The 17917-nt window shown below is 65.2% G+C and carries 20 protein-coding genes; 9 read left to right on the top strand and 11 right to left on the bottom strand.

Features of this window, described 5'->3' with window-relative positions:
• Nucleotides 1–55 precede the first annotated feature (55 nt).
• From CYD53_RS23990 to CYD53_RS23975, 4 genes are all read left to right on the top strand, one after another.
• Nucleotides 56–844 (top strand): ABC transporter permease, encoded by a 789-nt coding sequence (locus tag CYD53_RS23990; protein ID WP_146055996.1) that lies wholly within the window; start codon nt 56–58, stop codon nt 842–844.
• A 7-nt stretch (nt 845–851) separates the two neighbouring features.
• Nucleotides 852–1619, top strand: coding sequence for an ABC transporter ATP-binding protein (locus CYD53_RS23985; RefSeq protein ID WP_103720611.1), 768 nt, complete (start codon nt 852–854; stop codon nt 1617–1619).
• A 115-nt stretch (nt 1620–1734) separates the two neighbouring features.
• Nucleotides 1735–2292, top strand: coding sequence for a LemA family protein (locus CYD53_RS23980; RefSeq protein WP_103720610.1), 558 nt, complete (start codon nt 1735–1737; stop codon nt 2290–2292).
• A gap of 30 nt (nt 2293–2322) precedes the next feature.
• On the top strand, nt 2323–3399 hold the full coding sequence (locus tag CYD53_RS23975; RefSeq protein ID WP_103720609.1) for a M48 family metallopeptidase: 1077 nt from the start codon (nt 2323–2325) through the stop codon (nt 3397–3399).
• Between the two features lie 160 nt (nt 3400–3559).
• Here the strand turns inward: CYD53_RS23975 and CYD53_RS23970 are convergent, their stop codons facing one another.
• Nucleotides 3560–4525 (bottom strand): NHL repeat-containing protein, encoded by a 966-nt coding sequence (locus CYD53_RS23970; RefSeq protein WP_103720608.1) that lies wholly within the window; start codon nt 4523–4525, stop codon nt 3560–3562.
• 7 nt (nt 4526–4532) lie between these two features.
• Nucleotides 4533–5141: a 2-hydroxychromene-2-carboxylate isomerase gene (locus CYD53_RS23965; RefSeq protein ID WP_103720607.1), complete on the bottom strand. Its 609-nt coding sequence runs from the start codon at nt 5139–5141 to the stop codon at nt 4533–4535.
• A 253-nt stretch (nt 5142–5394) separates the two neighbouring features.
• Here CYD53_RS23965 and CYD53_RS23960 point away from each other — a divergent pair, with 253 nt between their 5' ends.
• Entirely contained in the window at nt 5395–6627 is a 1233-nt protein-coding gene (locus tag CYD53_RS23960) for an argininosuccinate synthase (protein WP_103720606.1), read from the top strand.
• 655 nt (nt 6628–7282) lie between these two features.
• Nucleotides 7283–7657 (top strand): hypothetical protein, encoded by a 375-nt coding sequence (locus tag CYD53_RS23955; RefSeq protein WP_103720605.1) that lies wholly within the window; start codon nt 7283–7285, stop codon nt 7655–7657.
• Between the two features lie 97 nt (nt 7658–7754).
• Here CYD53_RS23955 and CYD53_RS23950 read toward each other — a convergent pair whose 3' ends face one another.
• From CYD53_RS23950 to CYD53_RS23925, 6 genes are all read right to left on the bottom strand, one after another.
• Nucleotides 7755–8000 (bottom strand): DUF2188 domain-containing protein, encoded by a 246-nt coding sequence (locus CYD53_RS23950; protein ID WP_103720604.1) that lies wholly within the window; start codon nt 7998–8000, stop codon nt 7755–7757.
• A gap of 108 nt (nt 8001–8108) precedes the next feature.
• Entirely contained in the window at nt 8109–8948 is an 840-nt protein-coding gene (gene fabI / locus CYD53_RS23945) for an enoyl-ACP reductase FabI (protein WP_103720603.1), read from the bottom strand.
• Between the two features lie 162 nt (nt 8949–9110).
• Nucleotides 9111–9383, bottom strand: coding sequence for a DUF3303 domain-containing protein (locus CYD53_RS23940; RefSeq protein ID WP_103720602.1), 273 nt, complete (start codon nt 9381–9383; stop codon nt 9111–9113).
• A gap of 6 nt (nt 9384–9389) precedes the next feature.
• Nucleotides 9390–10616, bottom strand: coding sequence for a beta-ketoacyl-ACP synthase I (fabB, locus tag CYD53_RS23935; protein ID WP_103720601.1), 1227 nt, complete (start codon nt 10614–10616; stop codon nt 9390–9392).
• Nucleotides 10617–10736: 120 nt separating this feature from the next.
• Nucleotides 10737–11249: a 3-hydroxyacyl-[acyl-carrier-protein] dehydratase FabA gene (fabA, locus tag CYD53_RS23930; RefSeq protein ID WP_103720600.1), complete on the bottom strand. Its 513-nt coding sequence runs from the start codon at nt 11247–11249 to the stop codon at nt 10737–10739.
• 120 nt (nt 11250–11369) lie between these two features.
• Nucleotides 11370–12005 carry a LysE family translocator gene (locus CYD53_RS23925; protein WP_103720599.1) on the bottom strand — a complete coding sequence of 212 codons (636 nt, stop codon included), beginning with the start codon at nt 12003–12005 and terminating at the stop codon, nt 11370–11372.
• Between the two features lie 184 nt (nt 12006–12189).
• Between CYD53_RS23925 and irrA the strand changes: the two genes are divergently transcribed.
• Complete coding sequence (gene irrA / locus CYD53_RS23920) at nt 12190–12654, top strand: iron response transcriptional regulator IrrA (RefSeq protein WP_069689581.1); 465 nt, start codon at nt 12190–12192, stop codon at nt 12652–12654.
• Nucleotides 12655–12955: 301 nt separating this feature from the next.
• Here the strand turns inward: irrA and CYD53_RS23915 are convergent, their stop codons facing one another.
• Nucleotides 12956–13492: an SH3 domain-containing protein gene (locus CYD53_RS23915; RefSeq protein WP_103720597.1), complete on the bottom strand. Its 537-nt coding sequence runs from the start codon at nt 13490–13492 to the stop codon at nt 12956–12958.
• 201 nt (nt 13493–13693) lie between these two features.
• On the opposite strand from CYD53_RS23915, the gene CYD53_RS23910 reads away from it, so the two are divergent.
• Nucleotides 13694–14689 (top strand): 2-hydroxyacid dehydrogenase, encoded by a 996-nt coding sequence (locus CYD53_RS23910; protein WP_103720596.1) that lies wholly within the window; start codon nt 13694–13696, stop codon nt 14687–14689.
• A gap of 190 nt (nt 14690–14879) precedes the next feature.
• Here CYD53_RS23910 and CYD53_RS23905 read toward each other — a convergent pair whose 3' ends face one another.
• On the bottom strand, nt 14880–15560 hold the full coding sequence (locus tag CYD53_RS23905) for an HAD family hydrolase (RefSeq protein WP_103720595.1): 681 nt from the start codon (nt 15558–15560) through the stop codon (nt 14880–14882).
• Nucleotides 15561–15574: 14 nt separating this feature from the next.
• Nucleotides 15575–16585: a complex I NDUFA9 subunit family protein gene (locus CYD53_RS23900; protein ID WP_103720678.1), complete on the bottom strand. Its 1011-nt coding sequence runs from the start codon at nt 16583–16585 to the stop codon at nt 15575–15577.
• 361 nt (nt 16586–16946) lie between these two features.
• Between CYD53_RS23900 and CYD53_RS23895 the strand changes: the two genes are divergently transcribed.
• Nucleotides 16947–17917 (top strand): HAMP domain-containing protein (locus CYD53_RS23895; protein WP_146055994.1); only part of this gene is annotated, 971 nt, incomplete at its 3' end.

Here is a 17917-nt window from a genome sequence, read left to right as displayed (position 1 = left end):
GACGCGCTCCAAAGGCGTATTGCCGCCGGACCCGACCCCGGAGGAGAACCAACACATGCGATTTATCGCGCTCGGCTCTGCCGATGTCACCGGCGGCTTCAGCTCCTGGCGCATGTGGTGGATGCTCGCGAAGAACGATGTCGCTCGCCGCTACCGGCGCTCGCGGATAGGACAGCTGTGGCTGACGCTCAGCATGGCGGTCACCGTGCTGGGCATGGGCCTCGTCTACTCGCTACTCTTCAATACGCCGATCGCATCCTATCTGCCCCATGTCGGCGTCGGGCTGGTGCTTTGGGGCATGATCGCCGGCATCATGACCGAGAGCTGCCTGAGCTTCACAGAGAACGAGAACATCATGCGGCAGATCGCATTGCCGCGCTTCACCTATCTGCTGCGCACGATCGCCCGTAATCTCCTGGTTTTCGGCCACAACCTCATCATTCTGCCGATCGTCTTCGTGGCTTGCGGAACGGCGATCAATGCGAACATGTTCCTGTTCCTGCCCGGTCTGCTCCTCGTGCTCGCCAACCTGGCTTGGGTCGGCTACCTGCTCGCCATCTTGTCGGCACGTTTTCGCGATATCCCACAGATCATTCAGAGCCTGATTCAGGTCGCGTTCTTCGTGTCGCCAGTGGTCTTCAAGCCGACGCAGCTCCCGCCAAATCACCCGGTCCTGATCCTGAACCCGTTCGCCAGCATGCTCGACGTGATGCGCGAACCTCTGCTTGGAAACCTGCCCAGCCTTACCGCCTACGCCATCCTGCTCGGCCTCCTGATCGGCGGTTGGCTCGTTTCGCTGGCCTTTGCAGGAAAGTACTCACACCGCGTCGTCTACTGGCTCTGAGGGCCTCATGGCACATATCGTTTTGGACAAGGCGAGCGTCGAGCTCGCCGTCTATAATTCTCGCGGACGCGCGCTCAAGCATGAGCTCTTCCGCCGCACCGTCGGGGGCGGCGTGGAGGACCGGCGCGATTCCAGCGTCCAGGTCGTCAAGGCACTGCGCGAGGTCAGCTTCGAGGCCAGGGATGGCGACCGGATCGGGCTCATCGGCGGCAACGGCGCCGGCAAGACCACGCTGCTGCGCGTTCTGAGCCGCGTCTACCCGCCGACTGGCGGGCGCGCCGAGATCGACGGGCGCGTATCCTCGCTGATCGACCTCTCCATGGGGATGGACACCGACGCGACCGGCTATGAGAACATCATCATGCGCGGAGTCATGCTCGGCCTTCACCGCAAGCAGGCCGAGGCGATAACGCAGGATGTCGAGGAATTCAGCGAACTCGGCGAATTCCTCGACCTGCCGATCCGCACCTATTCCAGCGGTATGATGCTGCGCTTGGCATTCGCCGTCAGTACCGCGGTGCAGCCCGACATCCTGATTCTGGACGAGGTGATCGGCGTGGGCGACGCCGCTTTCGCGGAGCGGGCCGAACTCCGCATGCACAACATGATCACCAACGCCAATATCGTCTTCCTCGCATCCCACAGCGACGAGACGATCAAACGCTTCTGCAACCGGACGCTCTGGATGAAATCCGGGAGCCTCATGGCGGACGGAACGCCCGAGGAGGTTCTCGCCGCCTACCACGCCGACGCACATCACGCTGCCGGCGAATAAAGCGGGCTGCAGGACTCCGAACAGCCAGTCCATTTCGCTTTCCAGCCCCCCGCTTCCCCAACGCCACCCTTCATGCAAGGTTGCGCGTCGGGTTTTGCCTGCACGGGAGCGCGCCATGGGCTGGGTCATTCTGGGGCTGCTCGCAGCCGTCATCGTCTATCTGGTCATCACCTATAATGGCCTGGTCGCGATGCGGCAGCGCGTCGGCCAGGCTTTCGCCGATATCGATGTGCAGTTGAAGCAGCGGCACGACCTGATCCCGAACCTGATCGAAACGGTGAAGGGCTATGCCGCCCATGAACGCGGCACGCTCGATGCCGTGATCGCGGCACGCAATGCGGCCCAGAGCGCGACCGGCGTGCATGCGCAGGCTGCCGCCGAGCAGCAATTATCGGGCGCCGTCGGCCGGCTCCTGGCGCTGGGCGAGGCCTATCCCGATCTCAAGGCCAGCGCCAATTTCCAGCAGCTCCAGGTCGATCTCGGCAATGTCGAGGACAAGCTCGCGGCGGCGCGGCGCTTCTTCAACAATGCGGTCGGCGAATTCAACGCTGCGATCCAGGCCTTTCCCGCCGTGCTGTTTGCCCCGCAGATGGGCTTCACGCCGCGCGAGTTCTTCGATGTCGGCGAGGCGGCGCGGACCCAGCTCGATGCGCCGCCGACCGTGAAGTTCTAGGGAACAGCCACGGCAGACGGGGCGGCGGCGATGGTCGGCCAGGCCTTCGGGCTCTACACACATCAGCGCAACAACCGGATCCGCTCCGGTTTCCTGCTCGTCGGGCTGTTCCTGCTGGTCTACCTCACCAGCTGGGGCCTGATCCTGGTCGGCTACGGCTATGGCGGCGTGCCGCGCGGGCGCAGCGCCTTCAGCGAGGCGGCGCGATTGTTCTGGTCGTGGTGGCCCTTCATCACGATCGCGACCGCAGCCTGGATCTTCATCGGCTTCCGCATCAATGTCGGGCTGATCGGCGCCGCTGCCGGCGCGACCGCGGTGTCGCGGGAGGACAACCCCAAACTCTACCGGATGCTGGAGAATCTCTGCATCTCGCGCGGCCTGACCATGCCCAAGCTCGCCATCGTCGAGAGCGAAGCGCTCAACGCCTTCGCCAGCGGCGTCAACGACAAGCAATTCACCGTCACGGTGACGCGCGCCCTGCTCGACCAGCTCGACGACGCCGAGGTCGAGGCGGTGCTCGCCCATGAGCTCACCCATATCCGCAATGGCGACGTCAAGCTGATGGTGATCGCGGTGGTCATCGCCGGCGTGATCTCCTTCGTGGGCGAAATCATCTTCCGCAATCTCGGGCGCGTGCGGATTTCGTCCGACGACACCAAGAAGGGCAATTTCGTCGCGATCCTGATCGGCTTCGCGGTGATCGCGGTCTCCTGGCTGCTCGCTGTGCTGATCCGGCTCTCGCTGTCGCGGGCGCGCGAATATCTGGCGGATGCGGGCGCGGTCGAACTGACCAAGAACCCCGATGCGATGATCTCGGCGCTGCTCAAGATCGCCGGCCGCGCCGATATCGACGGCGTGCCCTCGGGCGTGATGGATATGTGCTTCGAGAACGATCCCGACGATTTCGCCGATCTGTTCTCGACCCACCCTTCCATCACCAAGCGCGTGCAGGCGCTGGTGGAGACCGCCGGCGGCCGCGTGCCGATGATGCCGCCGCAGCCGCCCAAGCTGGCGGACCGGCAGACCCTGCCGACCATGGTCGAGGAATCCGCCGCGCGCGGTCCCTGGGCACGGCCGCCGCAGGGCGGCGGCAGTGCCAGTCCGTGACATCATCCGTCATTGCGAGGAGCAAAGCGACGAAGCAATCCAGGCGCGGCAACACTCGACGTCCCCTGGAGTGCTTCGCGGAGCCGGCACTCGGGCTTGCCGAAGGCAAGACCCGGGTGCTCGCAATGACGGCCTGGATGGTCTTGAAACTTAGATTTAATCAGCTCCGCGCGATCAGCCTGCCCGGATCGATCTCGAAGACCAGCGGGTAGAAGGTCTCCCAGCGGCTCCAGCGTTGCGAACCCGCCTCGCTGACCGCCCAGAGCCTGCCGTCAGAGGCGCAGCCGAGATCCTCGATGCCGCCCGGAGCGGCATAGCTTGCGAGCACGGCGCCGCTGCGAGGGTCGAGCCGGTGCAGGGCGCCTGGCCGGTTGCCGGCGCTTTCCGAAATCCAGAGCCCGCCCGAGCGATCGAAGGTCGCGCCCTGGGCCAGGAGCGGCAGAGGCAGGCGCCGGCCGGCATCAGTGGGGCCGAGCGGGTCAGTGCCGCCTTCGAAGACGCGCGCCAGCGGGACGGCATACAGCGTAGCCTCGCCCTGGCGGCGAAACGGGCCGAACCAGAGCGCGTCACCGTCGCAAGCCAGGAAAGAGGGGCCCATCGCCTTGTCGACGCGTCGCTCTGCGATGATGGCGGGACTGCCGCTGCGGAGCGAAGCCGTGAGATCGAGCGCCAGAAGCCGGCCGGAATTGGCTACGAAGAGCGTCGTGCCGCGCGCCGCCAGCCCGCCGGGGTGGCCATAAGCCTCGGGCAGATCGAAACTGCCGGCGAGGCGGCCATCGCCTTGCGCCAGGCGAAATACCCGGGAGAGGCCGTTATCCTGCCTGGGATCGACGCTGCGATAGGCCGCGACGAGGATCTCGGCTCGCGTCACGGTCAGGCCCTGCGGCACGTAGCCCTCGTTCAGGCCTGGCACCCAATAGCGCCTGCCGATGGCCTGTGCGTTGGGGACGAGGCTCAGGGGACGCTGGTCGTAGCGTGGCGGTTCGCCGGCGATGGCTGAGCGGTCCTGGGCGGGAGCAAGGCGATCCTGGGCAGGAGAAAGCCTTGCGCAGAGCAAACCAGCAGCCGCGCCCGACACGACACTCCTGCGGTCCGGCAAGCTCTTGCGATCCGGCAAGCCCGCCATAACGCGCTCAGCAACCGTCCTTGGCCCAGTCGAGGGCTTCCTCGAGCCGGTCGTCGCCCCAGAACAGCTCCCCATCCTCGGTGACGAAGGTCGGCGCCCCGAAGATGCCGATCGACTTGGCGTATTCGGTCTCGGCCTTGAGGCGGCCCTTGACCTCCTCGCTGCGGGAGGCCGCATAGGCGACGCCGGGATCGGCGCCTGCCGCCTTGAGCGCCGCGTTGAGCACGGCCTCCTCGGCAATATTCCTGCCCTCGCAGAACTGCGCCCGGAACAGCGCCTTCGAGAAGGCCGGCATCCAGCCGGCTTCGCGACCGGCCAGCGCGAGACGGGCAGCTATCAGCGAATTTTGCGGGAAGGTCTCGGGCCGCACGAAGGTGAGCCCGCTGCGGCCGCCGCGGCGCGCCATGTCGCGCCACATATAGCGCCCCTTATTGGGGAACAGATTGAACGGTGACGTCGTCCAGCCTTGCGCAGCGAAGATCGGCCCGAGCAGAAAAGGGCGCCAACGCAATGTCACGCCGGCCTCCTCCGCCAGAGCCTCGATCCGCAACGCACTCAAGCAGGAATAGGTCGATGCGAACTCGTACCAGAAGTCCAGAACAGGACGCTTCGGCATTCAGCCTCCAAGTCGATGATCCAGGTTGAAATCGCGCGTCCGGAGCTTCGGCTTCCAGACATCCGACTGCAAGGGCAGCCGGTGCGGTCTGTCGCTCGCGATGGGCGTCATCAACACCGATCCATCACGGGAAGACGCGGGATCGATCAGAAGGTTCCGATTGCTTCGCCGCTGAGGCTGCGATAGTGCGCCATTGCGTTCAAAACGCGGCCCGACGGGACGCGGGAGCGCGCAGCAACAGGAAGATTGCCCGATGTCCGATAAAAGCGTGAAGAAGGTCGTTCTCGCCTATTCCGGCGGCCTCGACACCTCGATCATCCTGAAATGGCTGCAGACCACCTATCGATGCGAGGTCGTGACCTTCACCGCCGATCTCGGCCAGGGCGAGGAGCTCGGACCGGCGCGCGACAAAGCGCTGCTGCTCGGCATCAAGCCCGAGAACATCTTCATCGAGGATCTGCGCGAGGAATTCGTGCGCGACTACGTCTTTCCGATGTTCCGCGCCAATGCCGCCTATGAAGGCGTCTATCTGCTGGGAACCTCGATCGCGCGCCCGCTGATCGCCAAGAAGCTGATCGAGATCGCCGAAAAGCTCGATGCCGACGCCGTCTCCCACGGCGCGACCGGCAAGGGCAACGACCAGGTCCGCTTCGAATTGACCGCCTATGCGCTGAAGCCCGACGTCGTGGTGATCGCGCCCTGGCGCGAATGGGATCTGCGCTCGCGCGAGCAGCTCCTGGCCTTTGCCGAACAGCACCAGATCCCGATCGCCAAGGACAAGCGCGGCGAGGCGCCGTTCTCGGTCGACGCCAATCTGCTGCACGCCTCCTCGGAAGGGAAGGTTCTGGAGGATCCCGCGCAGGAAGTGCCCGACTATGTCTATTCCCGCACGATCTCGCCGGAAGACGCGCCGGACAAGCCGACCGTGATCTCGATCGAGTTCGAAAAGGGCGATGCGGTCGGCATCGACGGCGAGAAGCTCTCGCCCGCAACCCTGCTCGCCAGGCTCAACGATCTCGGCCGCGACAACGGCATCGGCCGCCTCGACCTGGTCGAGAACCGCTTCGTCGGCATGAAGTCGCGCGGCATGTACGAGACGCCTGGCGGCACGATCCTGGCCGTAGCGCATCGCGCCATCGAATCGATCACGCTCGACCGCGGCGCGGCCCATCTCAAGGACCAGATCATGCCGCAATATGCGGAGCTGATCTATAACGGCTTCTGGTTCTCGCCGGAGCGCGAGATGCTGCAGGCGCTGATCGACAAGAGCCAGGAATTCGTCGCCGGCTCGGTGCGCCTCAAGCTCTACAAGGGCGGCGTGCATGTGATCGGCCGCTCCAGCCCCTATTCGCTCTACGACCAGGATCTCGTCACCTTCGAGGAAGGCGCCGTCGCCTATGACCACCGCGACGCAGCCGGCTTCATCAAGCTGAACGCGCTGCGGCTGCGCACGCTCGGCCAGCGCAAGAAGAAGCTCGGGCTGTAAGAAGGGTCCGCAATCGCAAAGTGCGGCCTCTCCGTCATGCTCGCCCTTGTGGCGAGCATCCACGTCTTGGTCACAGCACTCGACAATCGAAGACGTGGATGGCCGGGACAAGCCCACGACCGTCCGGTTCGCTGCGAGCGCGCGGTCGAAAAGCTCCGTTCATTGAAGGCTTTCCAGCGGGCGGGGACGAATGACACAGGCGCGGGGAACCCTTCTCCTGCATCGAAGTCGGGTTTACCCGACTTCGACACTTTGAGTGCTGATCTCGGGCAAGCCCGAGATCAGTGAGAAGGGCAGGGATGAGGTGTCGGCGCCTGGACCAGTTAAGCGCAAAGCCAACCGCGCGCGGCGGTGAGGGCTCGTCCGCTCCGGATAACGGCCGACACCTCACCCTGCCCTCTCCTTACAGGAGAGGGTTCCCCGCGCCCTTCATCCGGCATTTCGCTTCATCTCGCCCGCGAGGGGAGAGCGTGCATGATCTGTTCAGGGGCCAAAAGCCCAACCGAACAGCCGTGGGACAAGCCCGACCATGACGATCGCGGTCCCGTGTCAGCGCAGCGGCACTGCGCGCCGCAGCGCGCACGGGATGACACAGGACATTTGAACCACCGCCTATCTCATGCGTTCAGCACTCACCTCAAACCGAGTGCACCTCATGACGCGCCTGACTGTCCCTGCCCTGCTGATCGCGACCTGCCTTGCTGCGCCGGCGCTCGCCCAGACCGCGCCGACCGCCGGACCAACCTCCGGCACGCCGCCCGAGAAGCCGGCCTCGACCGAAATCGCCTCCTGCAAAACGACGGCGCTTCACACGATCTCGGCCAAGGATCCGGAGATCAAGGACATCTATATCGACGAGGATGGGGCGACGATCGCCACCGCCGAAACCAAGGTCGAGGACACGCCGATCACGCGCATCATCATGGGCGAGGCCTATCTGCGCACCGACCGCTCGGACAAGCCGCGCCGCTTCCTCTGCCTGCTCGGCGAGAAGGGCAAGGTCTTGCTGACCTTCTTCACGGTGCGGTAAGACCCAGGCGCGGCTGCAGAAGCCGCGCCAGAGCGCTTTCGAGCGAAGCGGGCACCGTTTCGCGTGAAGAAAACGCGCTAAAACAAAAACCTAGCGGCTATTTCTGGTCGATGACCCTGGTCAAGGGCCTGTCCTTGCCGTCGGCGAGTTCCTCGTGCCAGGCGCCGTCCTTGTCCTGATAGACGATGCCGTCGGTCGTGCCGGCCAGGGTCTGCCGCGCCGCCGCGCTCGTCGCGGCCTTGAGCGCGGCATCATGCGTGCGAAACGTCTCGGACAAGGCGTCGCCGACCCTGTAGGCCCAGCCGCCATCATGCTCGACAACTTCATATTTGACCGTGACCATCGCGCGTCTCCTGTTTCGACAAGTGAACTGCGGTCTGTCTTGCGTTCCTAGAGCCGGATCAATGTAAAAAACCGGTTCCCACTTTTCGCATCCTGCTCCAGCAGCCGCCTACCTCTCCTCGCCCGCGGCGCTATCGGCAGCGCGCAGGCCGTCCAGCACCGGCATCGAGGTGATATTGTAGCCGGCATCGACATGGTGGATGTCGCCGGTCACACCGCCGGAGAGATCCGACAGGTAATATAGCGCCGAGCCGCCGATCTCCTCCAGCGAAACCGACTTGCGCAAGGGCGAGTTGGCGCGCTGCCAGGAATACATGGCGCGCGCATCCGAAATACCGGCGCCGGCGAGCGTCCGCACCGGCCCGGGCGAGAGCGCGTTCACGCGGATGCCCTTGGGCCCGTAATCGGCCGCGAGATAGCGCATGCTGGCCTCCAGCGCCGCCTTGGCGACGCCCATGACATTGTAGTTCGGCATCACCCGGGTCGAGCCGCCATAGGTCAGCGTGATCATGCTGCCGCCCTTGGGCATGCGCTGCGCCGCGCGCTTGGCGACCTCGGTGAAGGAGAAGCAGGAGATCACCATGGTGCGCGAGAAATTCTCGCGGCTGGTGTCGGCATAAAGCCCCTTCAATTCGTTCTTGTCGGAGAAGCCGATGGCATGGACGACGAAGTCCAGCGTGTTGCGTTCCGGATCGCCGCCCCAGGCCTCGTCGAGCGCGGCAAAGGTCGCATCGACCGTGGCGATGTCCTCGACATCGCAGGGCAGGACGAGCTTCGAGCCGATGCTCTCCGCCAGCGGCTTGACCCGCTTGCCGAGCGCATCGCCCTGATAGGTGAAGGCCATCTGCGCGCCATGCGCGTGCAAGGTGCGCGCGATGCCCCAGGCGATCGAGTTCTGGTTGGCGACACCCATGACGAGGCCGCGCTTGTTGTGCATGAGGGGGAGCATGGGGATATCCCGAGAGGTCAGCGTCGAGGACTTGTCAAACGGCAGTATCGGTCAAAGCGCTTAAATGAATCACACAGGAGCAGGATGCGAAAAAGTGGAAACCGGTTTTTCGCATTGATCCTGCTCTAACTCCTTGGTGAGAGCCCGAGGCGGGCGCCAGCACTACAAATGCTTCTTCACCGCCGCCGCGGTGTCCTTGGACGAGGCCAGCGGCACGATCTCGAAGCGGGCGAGATCGGCCCATTCCAGCACCCATTCCTGCAGAAGCGTGACGTCGTCGCATGCCATGATCTGGAAACAGCGGGCGAAGTCGGCCGAGATCCAGCTATCGACATAGGTCAGGCCTTCGGGCGCCATGCGGCCGCGCTCGTGGAAGCGGGCATAGATGTCCTTCACCCGGGCCTGGTCGAAATGCTCGATCACCATGAAGAGCATCGGGCGTTACGCCTCCAGCCGCTTCATCACGATCGTGGCGTTGGTGCCGCCGAAGCCGAAGGAGTTCGACAGCACGCAGCCGAGGCCGGCATTGTCGATGCGCTTGCGCACGATCGGCATGTCGGCGAAGGCGGGGTCGAGCTCCTCGATATGGGCGCTCTCGCAGATGAAGTCGTTGTTCAGCATCAAGAGCGAGTAGATCGCCTCCTGAACGCCGGTCGCGCCGAGCGAATGGCCGGTCAGCGACTTGGTCGCCGAGATCGGCGGGGCCTTTTCGCCGGCCCCAAAGACCTCGCGGATCGCCTCGATCTCCTTGGCGTCACCGACCGGGGTCGAGGTGCCATGCGGGTTGATGTAGTCGACCTTGGCCTTGACGGTCTCCAGCGCCATCCTCATGCAGCGGACCGCGCCCTCGCCGGAGGGGGCGACCATGTCGTAGCCGTCCGAGGTCGCGCCATAGCCGACGATCTCGCCATAGATCTTGGCGCCGCGCGCCCTGGCGTGCTCGAGTTCCTCCAGCACGACGACGCCGGCGCCACCGGCGATGACGAAACCGTCGCGCTTGACGTCATAGGCGCGCGAGGCGCGCGACGGCGTCTCGTTGAAGTCCGACGACATCGCGCCCATGGCGTCGAACAGCACCGACAAGGTCCAGTCGAGTTCCTCGCAGCCGCCGGCGAAGATGACGTCCTGCTTGCCCCACTGGATCAGTTCATAGGCATTGCCGATGCAGTGATTGGAGGTCGCGCAGGCCGAGGAGATCGAATAATTCACGCCCTTGATCTTGAACCAGGTCGCCAGCGTGGCCGAGGCGGTCGAGGACATGCCCTTGGGCACGGCGAAGGGGCCGACCTTCTTGGAGGAACCGCTCTCGCGCGCCTTGTCATAGGCATCGATCAGAGCGCGCGTGGAGGGGCCGCCCGAGCCCATGATGATGCCGGTGCGCTCATGGCTGACCTCGGCCGTCTCGAGGCCCGAATCGAGGATCGCCTGCTCCATGGCGACCTGGTTCCAGGCCGAGCCGCCGCCATGGAAGCGCATGGCGCGCCGGTCGAGCACGGTCGCCGGATCGAGCGTCGGCGCGCCGCCGACGCGGCTGCGGAAGCCGTGCTCGGCGAATTCGGGCATGAAGGAGATGCCCGATTTAGCCTCGTGCAGCGAAGACAGCACTTCCTGCGTATTGTTGCCGATGGACGAGACGATGCCCATCCCGGTGACCACAACGCGTCTCATGCTCGCTTCTCCAGCTCGATATCTCATGCGGCCGGCGCTCCAGGGCCCCGGCTCTTTTCTGTCGTCACCGCGCAAATGGACCGCGCGGCTGGCGCGCGCAAGCCTGCGCGGCGCTTTTCCTCAAGCAGCTTCGGGCTTGAACAGGCCGACGCGCATGTCGCTGACCGTGTAGATCCGCTTGCCGTCGGCCTCCAGCCAGCCATCGGCGATGCCGAGCACGAGCTTCGATTTGAAGACGCGCTTGAACTCGACGCCGTAGACCACCTGCTTGACCGAGGGCAGCACCTGGTCGGCGAACTTGACCTCGCCGACGCCCAGCGCCCGGCCCCGGCCGGGCAGGCCGAGCCAACCCAGGAAGAAGCCGGTGAGCTGCCAGAGCGCATCGAGGCCGAGGCAGCCCGGCATCACCGGATCGCCCTTGAAATGGCAGTCGAAGAACCAGAGGTCGGGGCGCACATCGAGCTCGGCACGCACCAGGCCCTTGCCGTTGGGGCCGCCGGTCTCAGTGATCTCGACGATGCGGTCGACCATCAGCATGGGCGGCAGCGGCAATTGCGCATTGCCGGGCCCGAACAGCTCCCCGCGACCGCAGGCGAGGATCTCCTCGTAGCTGAATGACGATTGCCGCTCCATTCTCGTTCCGCTCCGTTCCGTTCCGGCCGTCAGGGCCGGCGGTTCATCTGATCTCGCGCCGTGCCTAACACGGCGCTGCGCGGGAACGGAAGGGCGCAGGCGCAGCGATTCCGGCAAAGATCAGGGACGGCGCCAGCCTTCGAAGGCTGTGACGACCGCCACCAGCATCAGCAGAATCCCGACCGCCCGGCCAATCAGGACCGTCGCATTGGGGCGTGCCGCGAGAGCCGTGCGCCCTCCGCCGGCCACGACAGCCAGCGAACCATAGACCAGCGCCTGCGTCAGCGCGATGATCAGGCTCAAAATGGCGGCCTGGAGCCAGATCCGCCCCGCCTCAGGCTTCAGGAACTGCGGGAACACCGCGAGCATGAACAGATAGGCCTTTGGATTCAAAAGGTTGGTCAGCGCCCCCTGGCTGAAGATCGTCCAGGCCGTCCGCTGCTCGGCAGGCTCGACCCTGCCCAGCGCGGCGCCGTTCCGGAACAGACAAAAGCCGAGCCAGCCAACATAGCCAGCGCCGAGCAACAGCATGATGTTGAAGGCCGCCGGCACGAGCTGCAGCACGATGCCGACGCCGAGCACGCCGATGACGACGTGGCAGATTCCCGCCGCGATGACACCGCCTGTCGCGAAGAGACCGCCGCGGCGCCCTCCAGCGAGCGAATTCGCCAGCACGAAGGCCATATCCATGCCCGGCACGATGACGATGCCGAGAACGAGCGAGAAAAACAGCCAGAGATAGCTCATATCGGACATGGCGCTGCTCCCGGTGGGCCAAGAGCATTGCGACAGCCTGCCTCACGAAGCTGTCAGCAGGCGCGCGCCATCGGGAAAACAGCCTCAAGCTTGCGAGGCAGAGGCTGAAGCCTTACATCAGTTATAATCTATTCGTGACGCACCATCCGCGTCACCCAACCCTATGAAGAGGCCCGCCCAAGGCATGACCGATCTGATTTCCCAGGACCAGGGCTACGGATCGAGCGCGCGACAAGGCTGCCCGTTCCATGATGTGCGCCAGCGCCTGCGGCGCGTAGGCTTGCGTCCGACCCGCCAGCGCGTCTCGCTGGGCTGGCTCCTGTTCGCCAAGGGCGACCGGCATGTCAGCGCCGAGATGCTCTATGAGGAAGCGATGAAGGCGCGCGTGCCGGTTTCGCTCGCCACCGTCTATAACACGCTGCACCAGTTCACCCAGGCCGGCCTGCTGCGCGAACTCGCGATCGACGGCGCCAAGACCTATTTCGACACCGACAACAGCGAGCACCATCATTTCGTGGTGGATGGCGAGAATACGGTGATCGACATCCCGGCCTCGGCGGTGGACGTCGCCGAACTGCCGGAGCCGCCCGAGGGTTACGAGATCGCCCGGGTCGATGTCGTCGTGCGCCTGCGCAAGATCGCCAACTGAGGCGAAAGCTCCCTGCCTTCGTTGGTCGGGGCTTGTGGACGCTCGGATCAAGCCCAAGCATGACAGAAATGGCGCGGGGAACCCCTCTCCTGTAAGGAGAGGGGCAGGGGTGAGGTGCAGGCCCCTGGACCAGTTCACTACCCGCCTCACAGCAACGCAGCGGTTAGCTCGCGATCGACACGTCAAACGGTCGACCCCTCACCCTGCCCTCTCCCTACGGGAGGGTTCCCCGCTTCATCCCGGCAAGAAAAGCGCCTCCATCGCCGTGGCGATCGAGGGTTGCGCCGGCGACCGCCTGCCTCTAGTCGATCTTCTCATTGGGGTAGACGCCCCAGAGCCGGTCCTGGCGGAGATAGCCCTCGACCTTGCCGATACCGACACGGCACCAGGCATTGGCGCAGCTCGCGACATTGGTGATGACGCCTGACTGAAGCTGCGCCACCACGGCTGATTTTTCGTCGGCGGAGGCGCGCAAGGTGAAGGTCTCGTCCTTGGCCTTCGACCAGGGCGCGACGAGCGCGGTGCGACGGCCCGACAGCAGGCTGTGCAGGACCCAACCCTCGGCGCCGTCGGCGTCGCGCACGCGTCGCCAGGTTTCGAATTCGGCGACGATCTCGACCGGCAGGCCGGCGCGCTGATAGACCCAGCGCGTGCGATGTTCCTTGGAGGGGCCTTCGCGCAGATTCACCCGGTCCGACTTCAGGCTGACATAGCGCGGCACGGGCAAACCCGTGACCGAGCCCGCCTGCGTATCCTGGGCCAGCGCGACAGAGCCCCCGCTCATGGCCGCGAACATCGCAAGGCCAAGCCAAACACCGCGCACCGACAATCCCAGCATCCGTCCAATCTCCGTCCCACAACAAGGCCTGCGCGCCGGACTCATCCGGCGAAGGGCCATGTTGTCATCCGCCGCGCCGCCACTTAGACAACGAGGCAGGCACGCGCGGTCACGCCACCCCTCATTCCTGAAGCCCTGCGGTTAATGGCGGGTTGAGGCCAAAAGGCGGCGAAGCACAGGCAAGCGCTGGAGGAGGGGTCCATGACGAAGAAAAAGCCGCTGGTCGTCGTGACACGCAAGCTCCCAGCCGTGGTCGAAACGCGCATGCGCGAACTGTTCGACGCTCGCCTCAACATCGACGATACCCCGATGAGCCAGGCCGCGCTGGTCGAGGCTGTGAAGACCGCCGACGTGCTGGTGCCGACAGTGACCGACAGGATCGACGCCGGGATCATTGCCCAAGCCGGTGACCAGCTCAGGCTGATCGCGAATTTCGGCAACGGCGTCGATAATATCGACGTGACCAGCGCCGTGCAGCGCGGCATCACCGTGACCAACACGCCTGGCGTGCTGACCGACGACACCGCCGATATGACGATCGCGCTGATCCTCGCCGTGGCGCGGCGCATCGCCGAGGGCGCGCGCGTCATCCCCGACGACGAATGGGCCGGCTGGTCGCCGACCTGGATGCTCGGCCGCCGCATCACCGGCAAACGGCTCGGCATCGTCGGCATGGGCCGTATCGGCCAGGCGGTCGCGCGCCGCGCCGCCGCCTTCGGCCTCTCGATCCATTATCACAACCGCCGCCGCCTCGACGCCCGCATCGAGGAGAAGCTCGACGCGACCTATTGGGATTCGCTCGACCAGATGCTGGCGCGGATGGACATCGTCTCGGTCAACTGCCCGCATACGCCGGCGACCTACCATCTGCTCTCGGCCCGCCGGTTGAAGCTGATGAAGCCCGACGCGATCCTGGTGAACACGGCGCGTGGCGAGATCGTCGACGAGACCGCGCTGGCGCGCATGCTGGAAGCCGGAGAGCTCGCAGGCGCTGGCCTCGACGTCTTCGAGAGCGAGCCTGCGGTCAATCCGCGCCTGCTCAGGCTCGCCCGCCAGCACCGCATCGTGGTGCTGCCCCATATGGGCTCGGCCACGCATGAGGGCCGCGCCGATATGGGCGAGAAGGTCATCGTCAACATCAAGACCTTCATGGACGGGCACAAGCCGCCGGACCGGGTGCTGCCCAGCATGCTCTGAGACACCATTTTGAACCTCCAGCCCTCATCCTGAGGAGCTGCGAAGCAGCGTCTCGAAGGATGCTCCAGATGGTTCGGGAGCCTCCTGGAGCATCCTTCGAGACGCCATTCCCACGGGAATGGCTCCTCAGGATGAGGGCTGAGGGAATTCCTAAACGGCTCTGAGATGAGCGGAGGCCGGCGTCGCCATCTCAGGCTGCGGCAGGCGCGCCGAGGCCAGCCACGGTATCGGGCCAGAGCCCGAAATCGTCGATGATCTGCACCGCGCCGGCTTCGCTCAGGCGAGCCGCGCTGCGCTGCTTGTCGTGCGAGACGCCGGTGAAGCCGATGACGGTCATCCCGGCGGCCCGCGCCGCCAGGACGCCCGGCACGGAATCCTCGATCACCAGGCAGTTGCGCGGCGTAACCCCCATCTGATCGCTCGCGAACAGGAACACGTCGGGATGAGGCTTGCCGCGAGCGACCTGAGAAGCCGAGAAGATATGAGGGTCGAACAGATCGACGAGACCGGCAATGCCGAGATTGCGCCGCAGCGGGGCCAGGCTGGTCGATGAGGCGACGCAGCGCAGGCCGCCGATCGCGCCGACCGCCTCGCGCACGCCCGGCAGGGCGCGCACCTCGTTTTCGAGCCGCAGCGCGACAGCCTCCTCGATCCTTGTCTCGAAATCGACCGGCAGCGCGCGGCCATGCGCGGCCTCGATGATCTTGACGCCGTCCGACCACGGAATGCCGACGATCTGGTCGACATAATGGTCGAGCGTCCATTGCGTCAGGCCGAGCGCATGGCAGGCAGCCAGACTGACCTCGCCATAGAGCGTCTCGGTGTCGATGAGCGTGCCATCGCAGTCATAGATGATCAGATCGACGCCCATCGTCGCGACAAGCCTCAGCCCGCGCGCGCCGCGTCGAACTGACCGGTCTTGCGGAACCGCCAGAGATAGGACGGCACCACGGCCTCGACCGAGCTCGGCGCGATGCCGAGCCCGGCGAAATCGCGGCCCTCCGCCTTCGCCGCATGCGAGACGACATTATCGCTCTCCAGCAGCGTCACCTGATCACGGGTCAGCTTCAGTTCGTTCGGCAAGAGCCCGAGCGTCAGCATGTCGACGATCTCGATGATGCGCGCCTGCAGCCGCGCCAGCGGGAATGGCAGCGAGACCAAGAGGCGCTTGCGGCCGGTGATCTCGCAGATATAGGCGACGAGCTCCCTGAAGCTCTTCACCTCGGGGCCGCCCAACTCATAGACGCGCCCGCCAGCGACCGCACCATCGACGGCCAGCGCGATCGCTTCCGCGACATCGCCGACGAAGGCCGGCTGGAATTTCGTCTCGCCGCCGCCGACCAGCGGCAGCACCGGCAGCATCCGGGCGAGCGCGGCGAAGCGGTTGAAGAAGCCGTCCTCGGGTCCGAACATGATCGAAGGCCGCAGCACGACCGCGCCAGGCACGAGCGCAAGGACCGCAGCCTCGCCTTCGGCCTTGCTGCGGCCATAGCTCGACTTCGAATCCTGGCTGGCGCCGATCGCCGAAATCTGGACCAGCCGCGAGACGCCCAGCGCCGCGCAGGCCTGGGCAACGGCGCGCGCGCCATTGGCATGGACGCCGGCAAAGCTCTGGCGGCCGCCCTCCTGCAGGATGCCGACCAGGTTGACGACAGCGTCCGCTCCCTTGATCGCGGCCGCGACCGAATCGGGATAGCGCAGATTGGCCTGCACCGCATGGATCTGACCGACGGTGCCGAGCGGCTGCAGGAAGCCGGCGAGATCGGGCCTGCGCACCGCGACGCGCACGCGATAGCCGCGCTTGACGAGGGCGCGCACGACATGGCGCCCGACGAAGCCTGAACCACCGAAGACCGTGACGAGCTGCTGGCTCGGAGGGGACAGATCGTTCGCCATGCTCGTCATGCCTCATGCGCGTTGGTTGGAACGCTCCTAAAGCATTTCGCCCCGATCTGGAAAGGCGGTTTGGGACGCAGCCTGCAGGAATCGAGCACGACGAGGCCATCGAGCGCGACAAGGGCTTGGACAAGCCCTGCGGCAGCAAGGGCAGGAGTTTGAAACATCCGCAGCGCCCGGGCCGGCTCGCTTGCACCGTCGCCACGAAATCGCTGCCCCGTCGAGGGCAGGCAGCGCCTTGAGAATGGGCAATTTTCTGGCTTTTTTGTTCCTTTCCAAGGGCAAGATTAACTCGGCCTTCAATCACCCCCGCTAAAACACACGAAATTTGTCGATATTGCGCGATCGGCCGGGGGATAAGATGAAATCAATTCGGGTCAAAATTCTTGGTCTGATCGGCATTGTCGCCTTCGGCGCCATCATCGCACTGGCCAGCGCACTCATGGCGATTTCCAGCCTCGAGACGATGAATCTGCGCGTCTCTCGCCAGAATGACACGATGCTGGCGACGGAGCGGCTCAATGTCGCGATCAACCAGCTCAGCGAGGATTCCCGGCTGGCCTATATGTCACGCAACCCCCATGAGGCGAAGCTCGCCGCCACGGCGATGGAGAAGGGGTTGGGCAAGGTCGACGACCGACTCAAGATTCTCCTGAAGACCATTCCCGAGACCGAGCGCTCGCGGACTGAGAAGATCGGCAAGCTGATCGAGGAATTCGTCGCCAACCGGGTCGAGACGATACGCCTGGTCCAGGAAGTCTCCGGGCGAGCCGCCGACGCCTGGGGCAATGGCGATGCCAGCCGGCGCAATCGCGCTGCCCTGATGGAGGAACTGGCCACGTTCAGCCAGGCCAATGAGGACACCAGCGACGCGATCGAGGCCGACACGGCCGCCTTCGCCTCGAAATTGCGCATCATCCTGCCCGTCGCCCTGCTCCTGCTGCTGGGCGCTTCGATTGCCGGCGCCCTGGCATTCTCGCGGCGCGCCATCATCAAGCCGCTGATCGATCTCAGCGGGGTGATGGACAGGCTGACACAGGGCGAAACCAAGATCGACGTGCCGCACACGCAGCGCGCCGACGAAGTCGGAACCATGGCGCGCGCCGTCTCGGTCCTGCGCGAGAGCACCGAGAAAGTCGCGGCGTTTCAGGAGCAGGAGCGCGAATCGGCCGCAGCGCGGTTGCGGGCGGCGGAGTCGATGGCGTCCGTCGTGACGGATGTCGGCGAGGTCGTTGCGGCTGCGGCGTCGGGCGATTTCTCGGCGCGGCTCGAGATCGAGCATGCCGACGAGCAGATGCAGAAGCTCGTCGCCGGCATCAACGAGATCAACGC

Origin of the sequence: Allobosea psychrotolerans (genome assembly GCF_002917105.1) — a bacterium.
In the GTDB taxonomy this organism is placed as follows: domain Bacteria; phylum Pseudomonadota; class Alphaproteobacteria; order Rhizobiales; family Beijerinckiaceae; genus Allobosea; species Allobosea psychrotolerans.
This window is presented reverse-complemented; position numbering and strand designations above follow the sequence as displayed.

What these genes read in the sequence shown, in the direction of transcription:
- fabB (WP_103720601.1), bottom strand. Translation starts at nt 10,616, where the DNA reads ATGAGACGCGTTGTGGTCACCGGGATGGGCATCGTCTCGTCCATCGGC.
- fabA (WP_103720600.1), bottom strand. Translation starts at nt 11,249, where the DNA reads ATGGAGCGGCAATCGTCATTCAGCTACGAGGAGATCCTCGCCTGCGGT.
- CYD53_RS23915 (WP_103720597.1), bottom strand. Translation starts at nt 13,492, where the DNA reads ATGCTGGGATTGTCGGTGCGCGGTGTTTGGCTTGGCCTTGCGATGTTC.
- CYD53_RS23910 (WP_103720596.1), top strand. Translation starts at nt 13,694, where the DNA reads ATGACGAAGAAAAAGCCGCTGGTCGTCGTGACACGCAAGCTCCCAGCC.
- CYD53_RS23965 (WP_103720607.1), bottom strand. Translation starts at nt 5,141, where the DNA reads ATGCCGAAGCGTCCTGTTCTGGACTTCTGGTACGAGTTCGCATCGACC.
- CYD53_RS23900 (WP_103720678.1), bottom strand. Translation starts at nt 16,585, where the DNA reads ATGGCGAACGATCTGTCCCCTCCGAGCCAGCAGCTCGTCACGGTCTTC.
- CYD53_RS23950 (WP_103720604.1), bottom strand. Translation starts at nt 8,000, where the DNA reads ATGGTCACGGTCAAATATGAAGTTGTCGAGCATGATGGCGGCTGGGCC.
- CYD53_RS23970 (WP_103720608.1), bottom strand. Translation starts at nt 4,525, where the DNA reads ATGGCGGGCTTGCCGGATCGCAAGAGCTTGCCGGACCGCAGGAGTGTC.
- fabI (WP_103720603.1), bottom strand. Translation starts at nt 8,948, where the DNA reads ATGCTCCCCCTCATGCACAACAAGCGCGGCCTCGTCATGGGTGTCGCC.
- CYD53_RS23955 (WP_103720605.1), top strand. Translation starts at nt 7,283, where the DNA reads ATGACGCGCCTGACTGTCCCTGCCCTGCTGATCGCGACCTGCCTTGCT.
- CYD53_RS23975 (WP_103720609.1), top strand. Translation starts at nt 2,323, where the DNA reads ATGGTCGGCCAGGCCTTCGGGCTCTACACACATCAGCGCAACAACCGG.
- CYD53_RS23905 (WP_103720595.1), bottom strand. Translation starts at nt 15,560, where the DNA reads ATGGGCGTCGATCTGATCATCTATGACTGCGATGGCACGCTCATCGAC.
- CYD53_RS23925 (WP_103720599.1), bottom strand. Translation starts at nt 12,005, where the DNA reads ATGTCCGATATGAGCTATCTCTGGCTGTTTTTCTCGCTCGTTCTCGGC.
- CYD53_RS23940 (WP_103720602.1), bottom strand. Translation starts at nt 9,383, where the DNA reads ATGCTCTTCATGGTGATCGAGCATTTCGACCAGGCCCGGGTGAAGGAC.
- irrA (WP_069689581.1), top strand. Translation starts at nt 12,190, where the DNA reads ATGACCGATCTGATTTCCCAGGACCAGGGCTACGGATCGAGCGCGCGA.
- CYD53_RS23990 (WP_146055996.1), top strand. Translation starts at nt 56, where the DNA reads ATGCGATTTATCGCGCTCGGCTCTGCCGATGTCACCGGCGGCTTCAGC.
- CYD53_RS23985 (WP_103720611.1), top strand. Translation starts at nt 852, where the DNA reads ATGGCACATATCGTTTTGGACAAGGCGAGCGTCGAGCTCGCCGTCTAT.
- CYD53_RS23980 (WP_103720610.1), top strand. Translation starts at nt 1,735, where the DNA reads ATGGGCTGGGTCATTCTGGGGCTGCTCGCAGCCGTCATCGTCTATCTG.
- CYD53_RS23960 (WP_103720606.1), top strand. Translation starts at nt 5,395, where the DNA reads ATGTCCGATAAAAGCGTGAAGAAGGTCGTTCTCGCCTATTCCGGCGGC.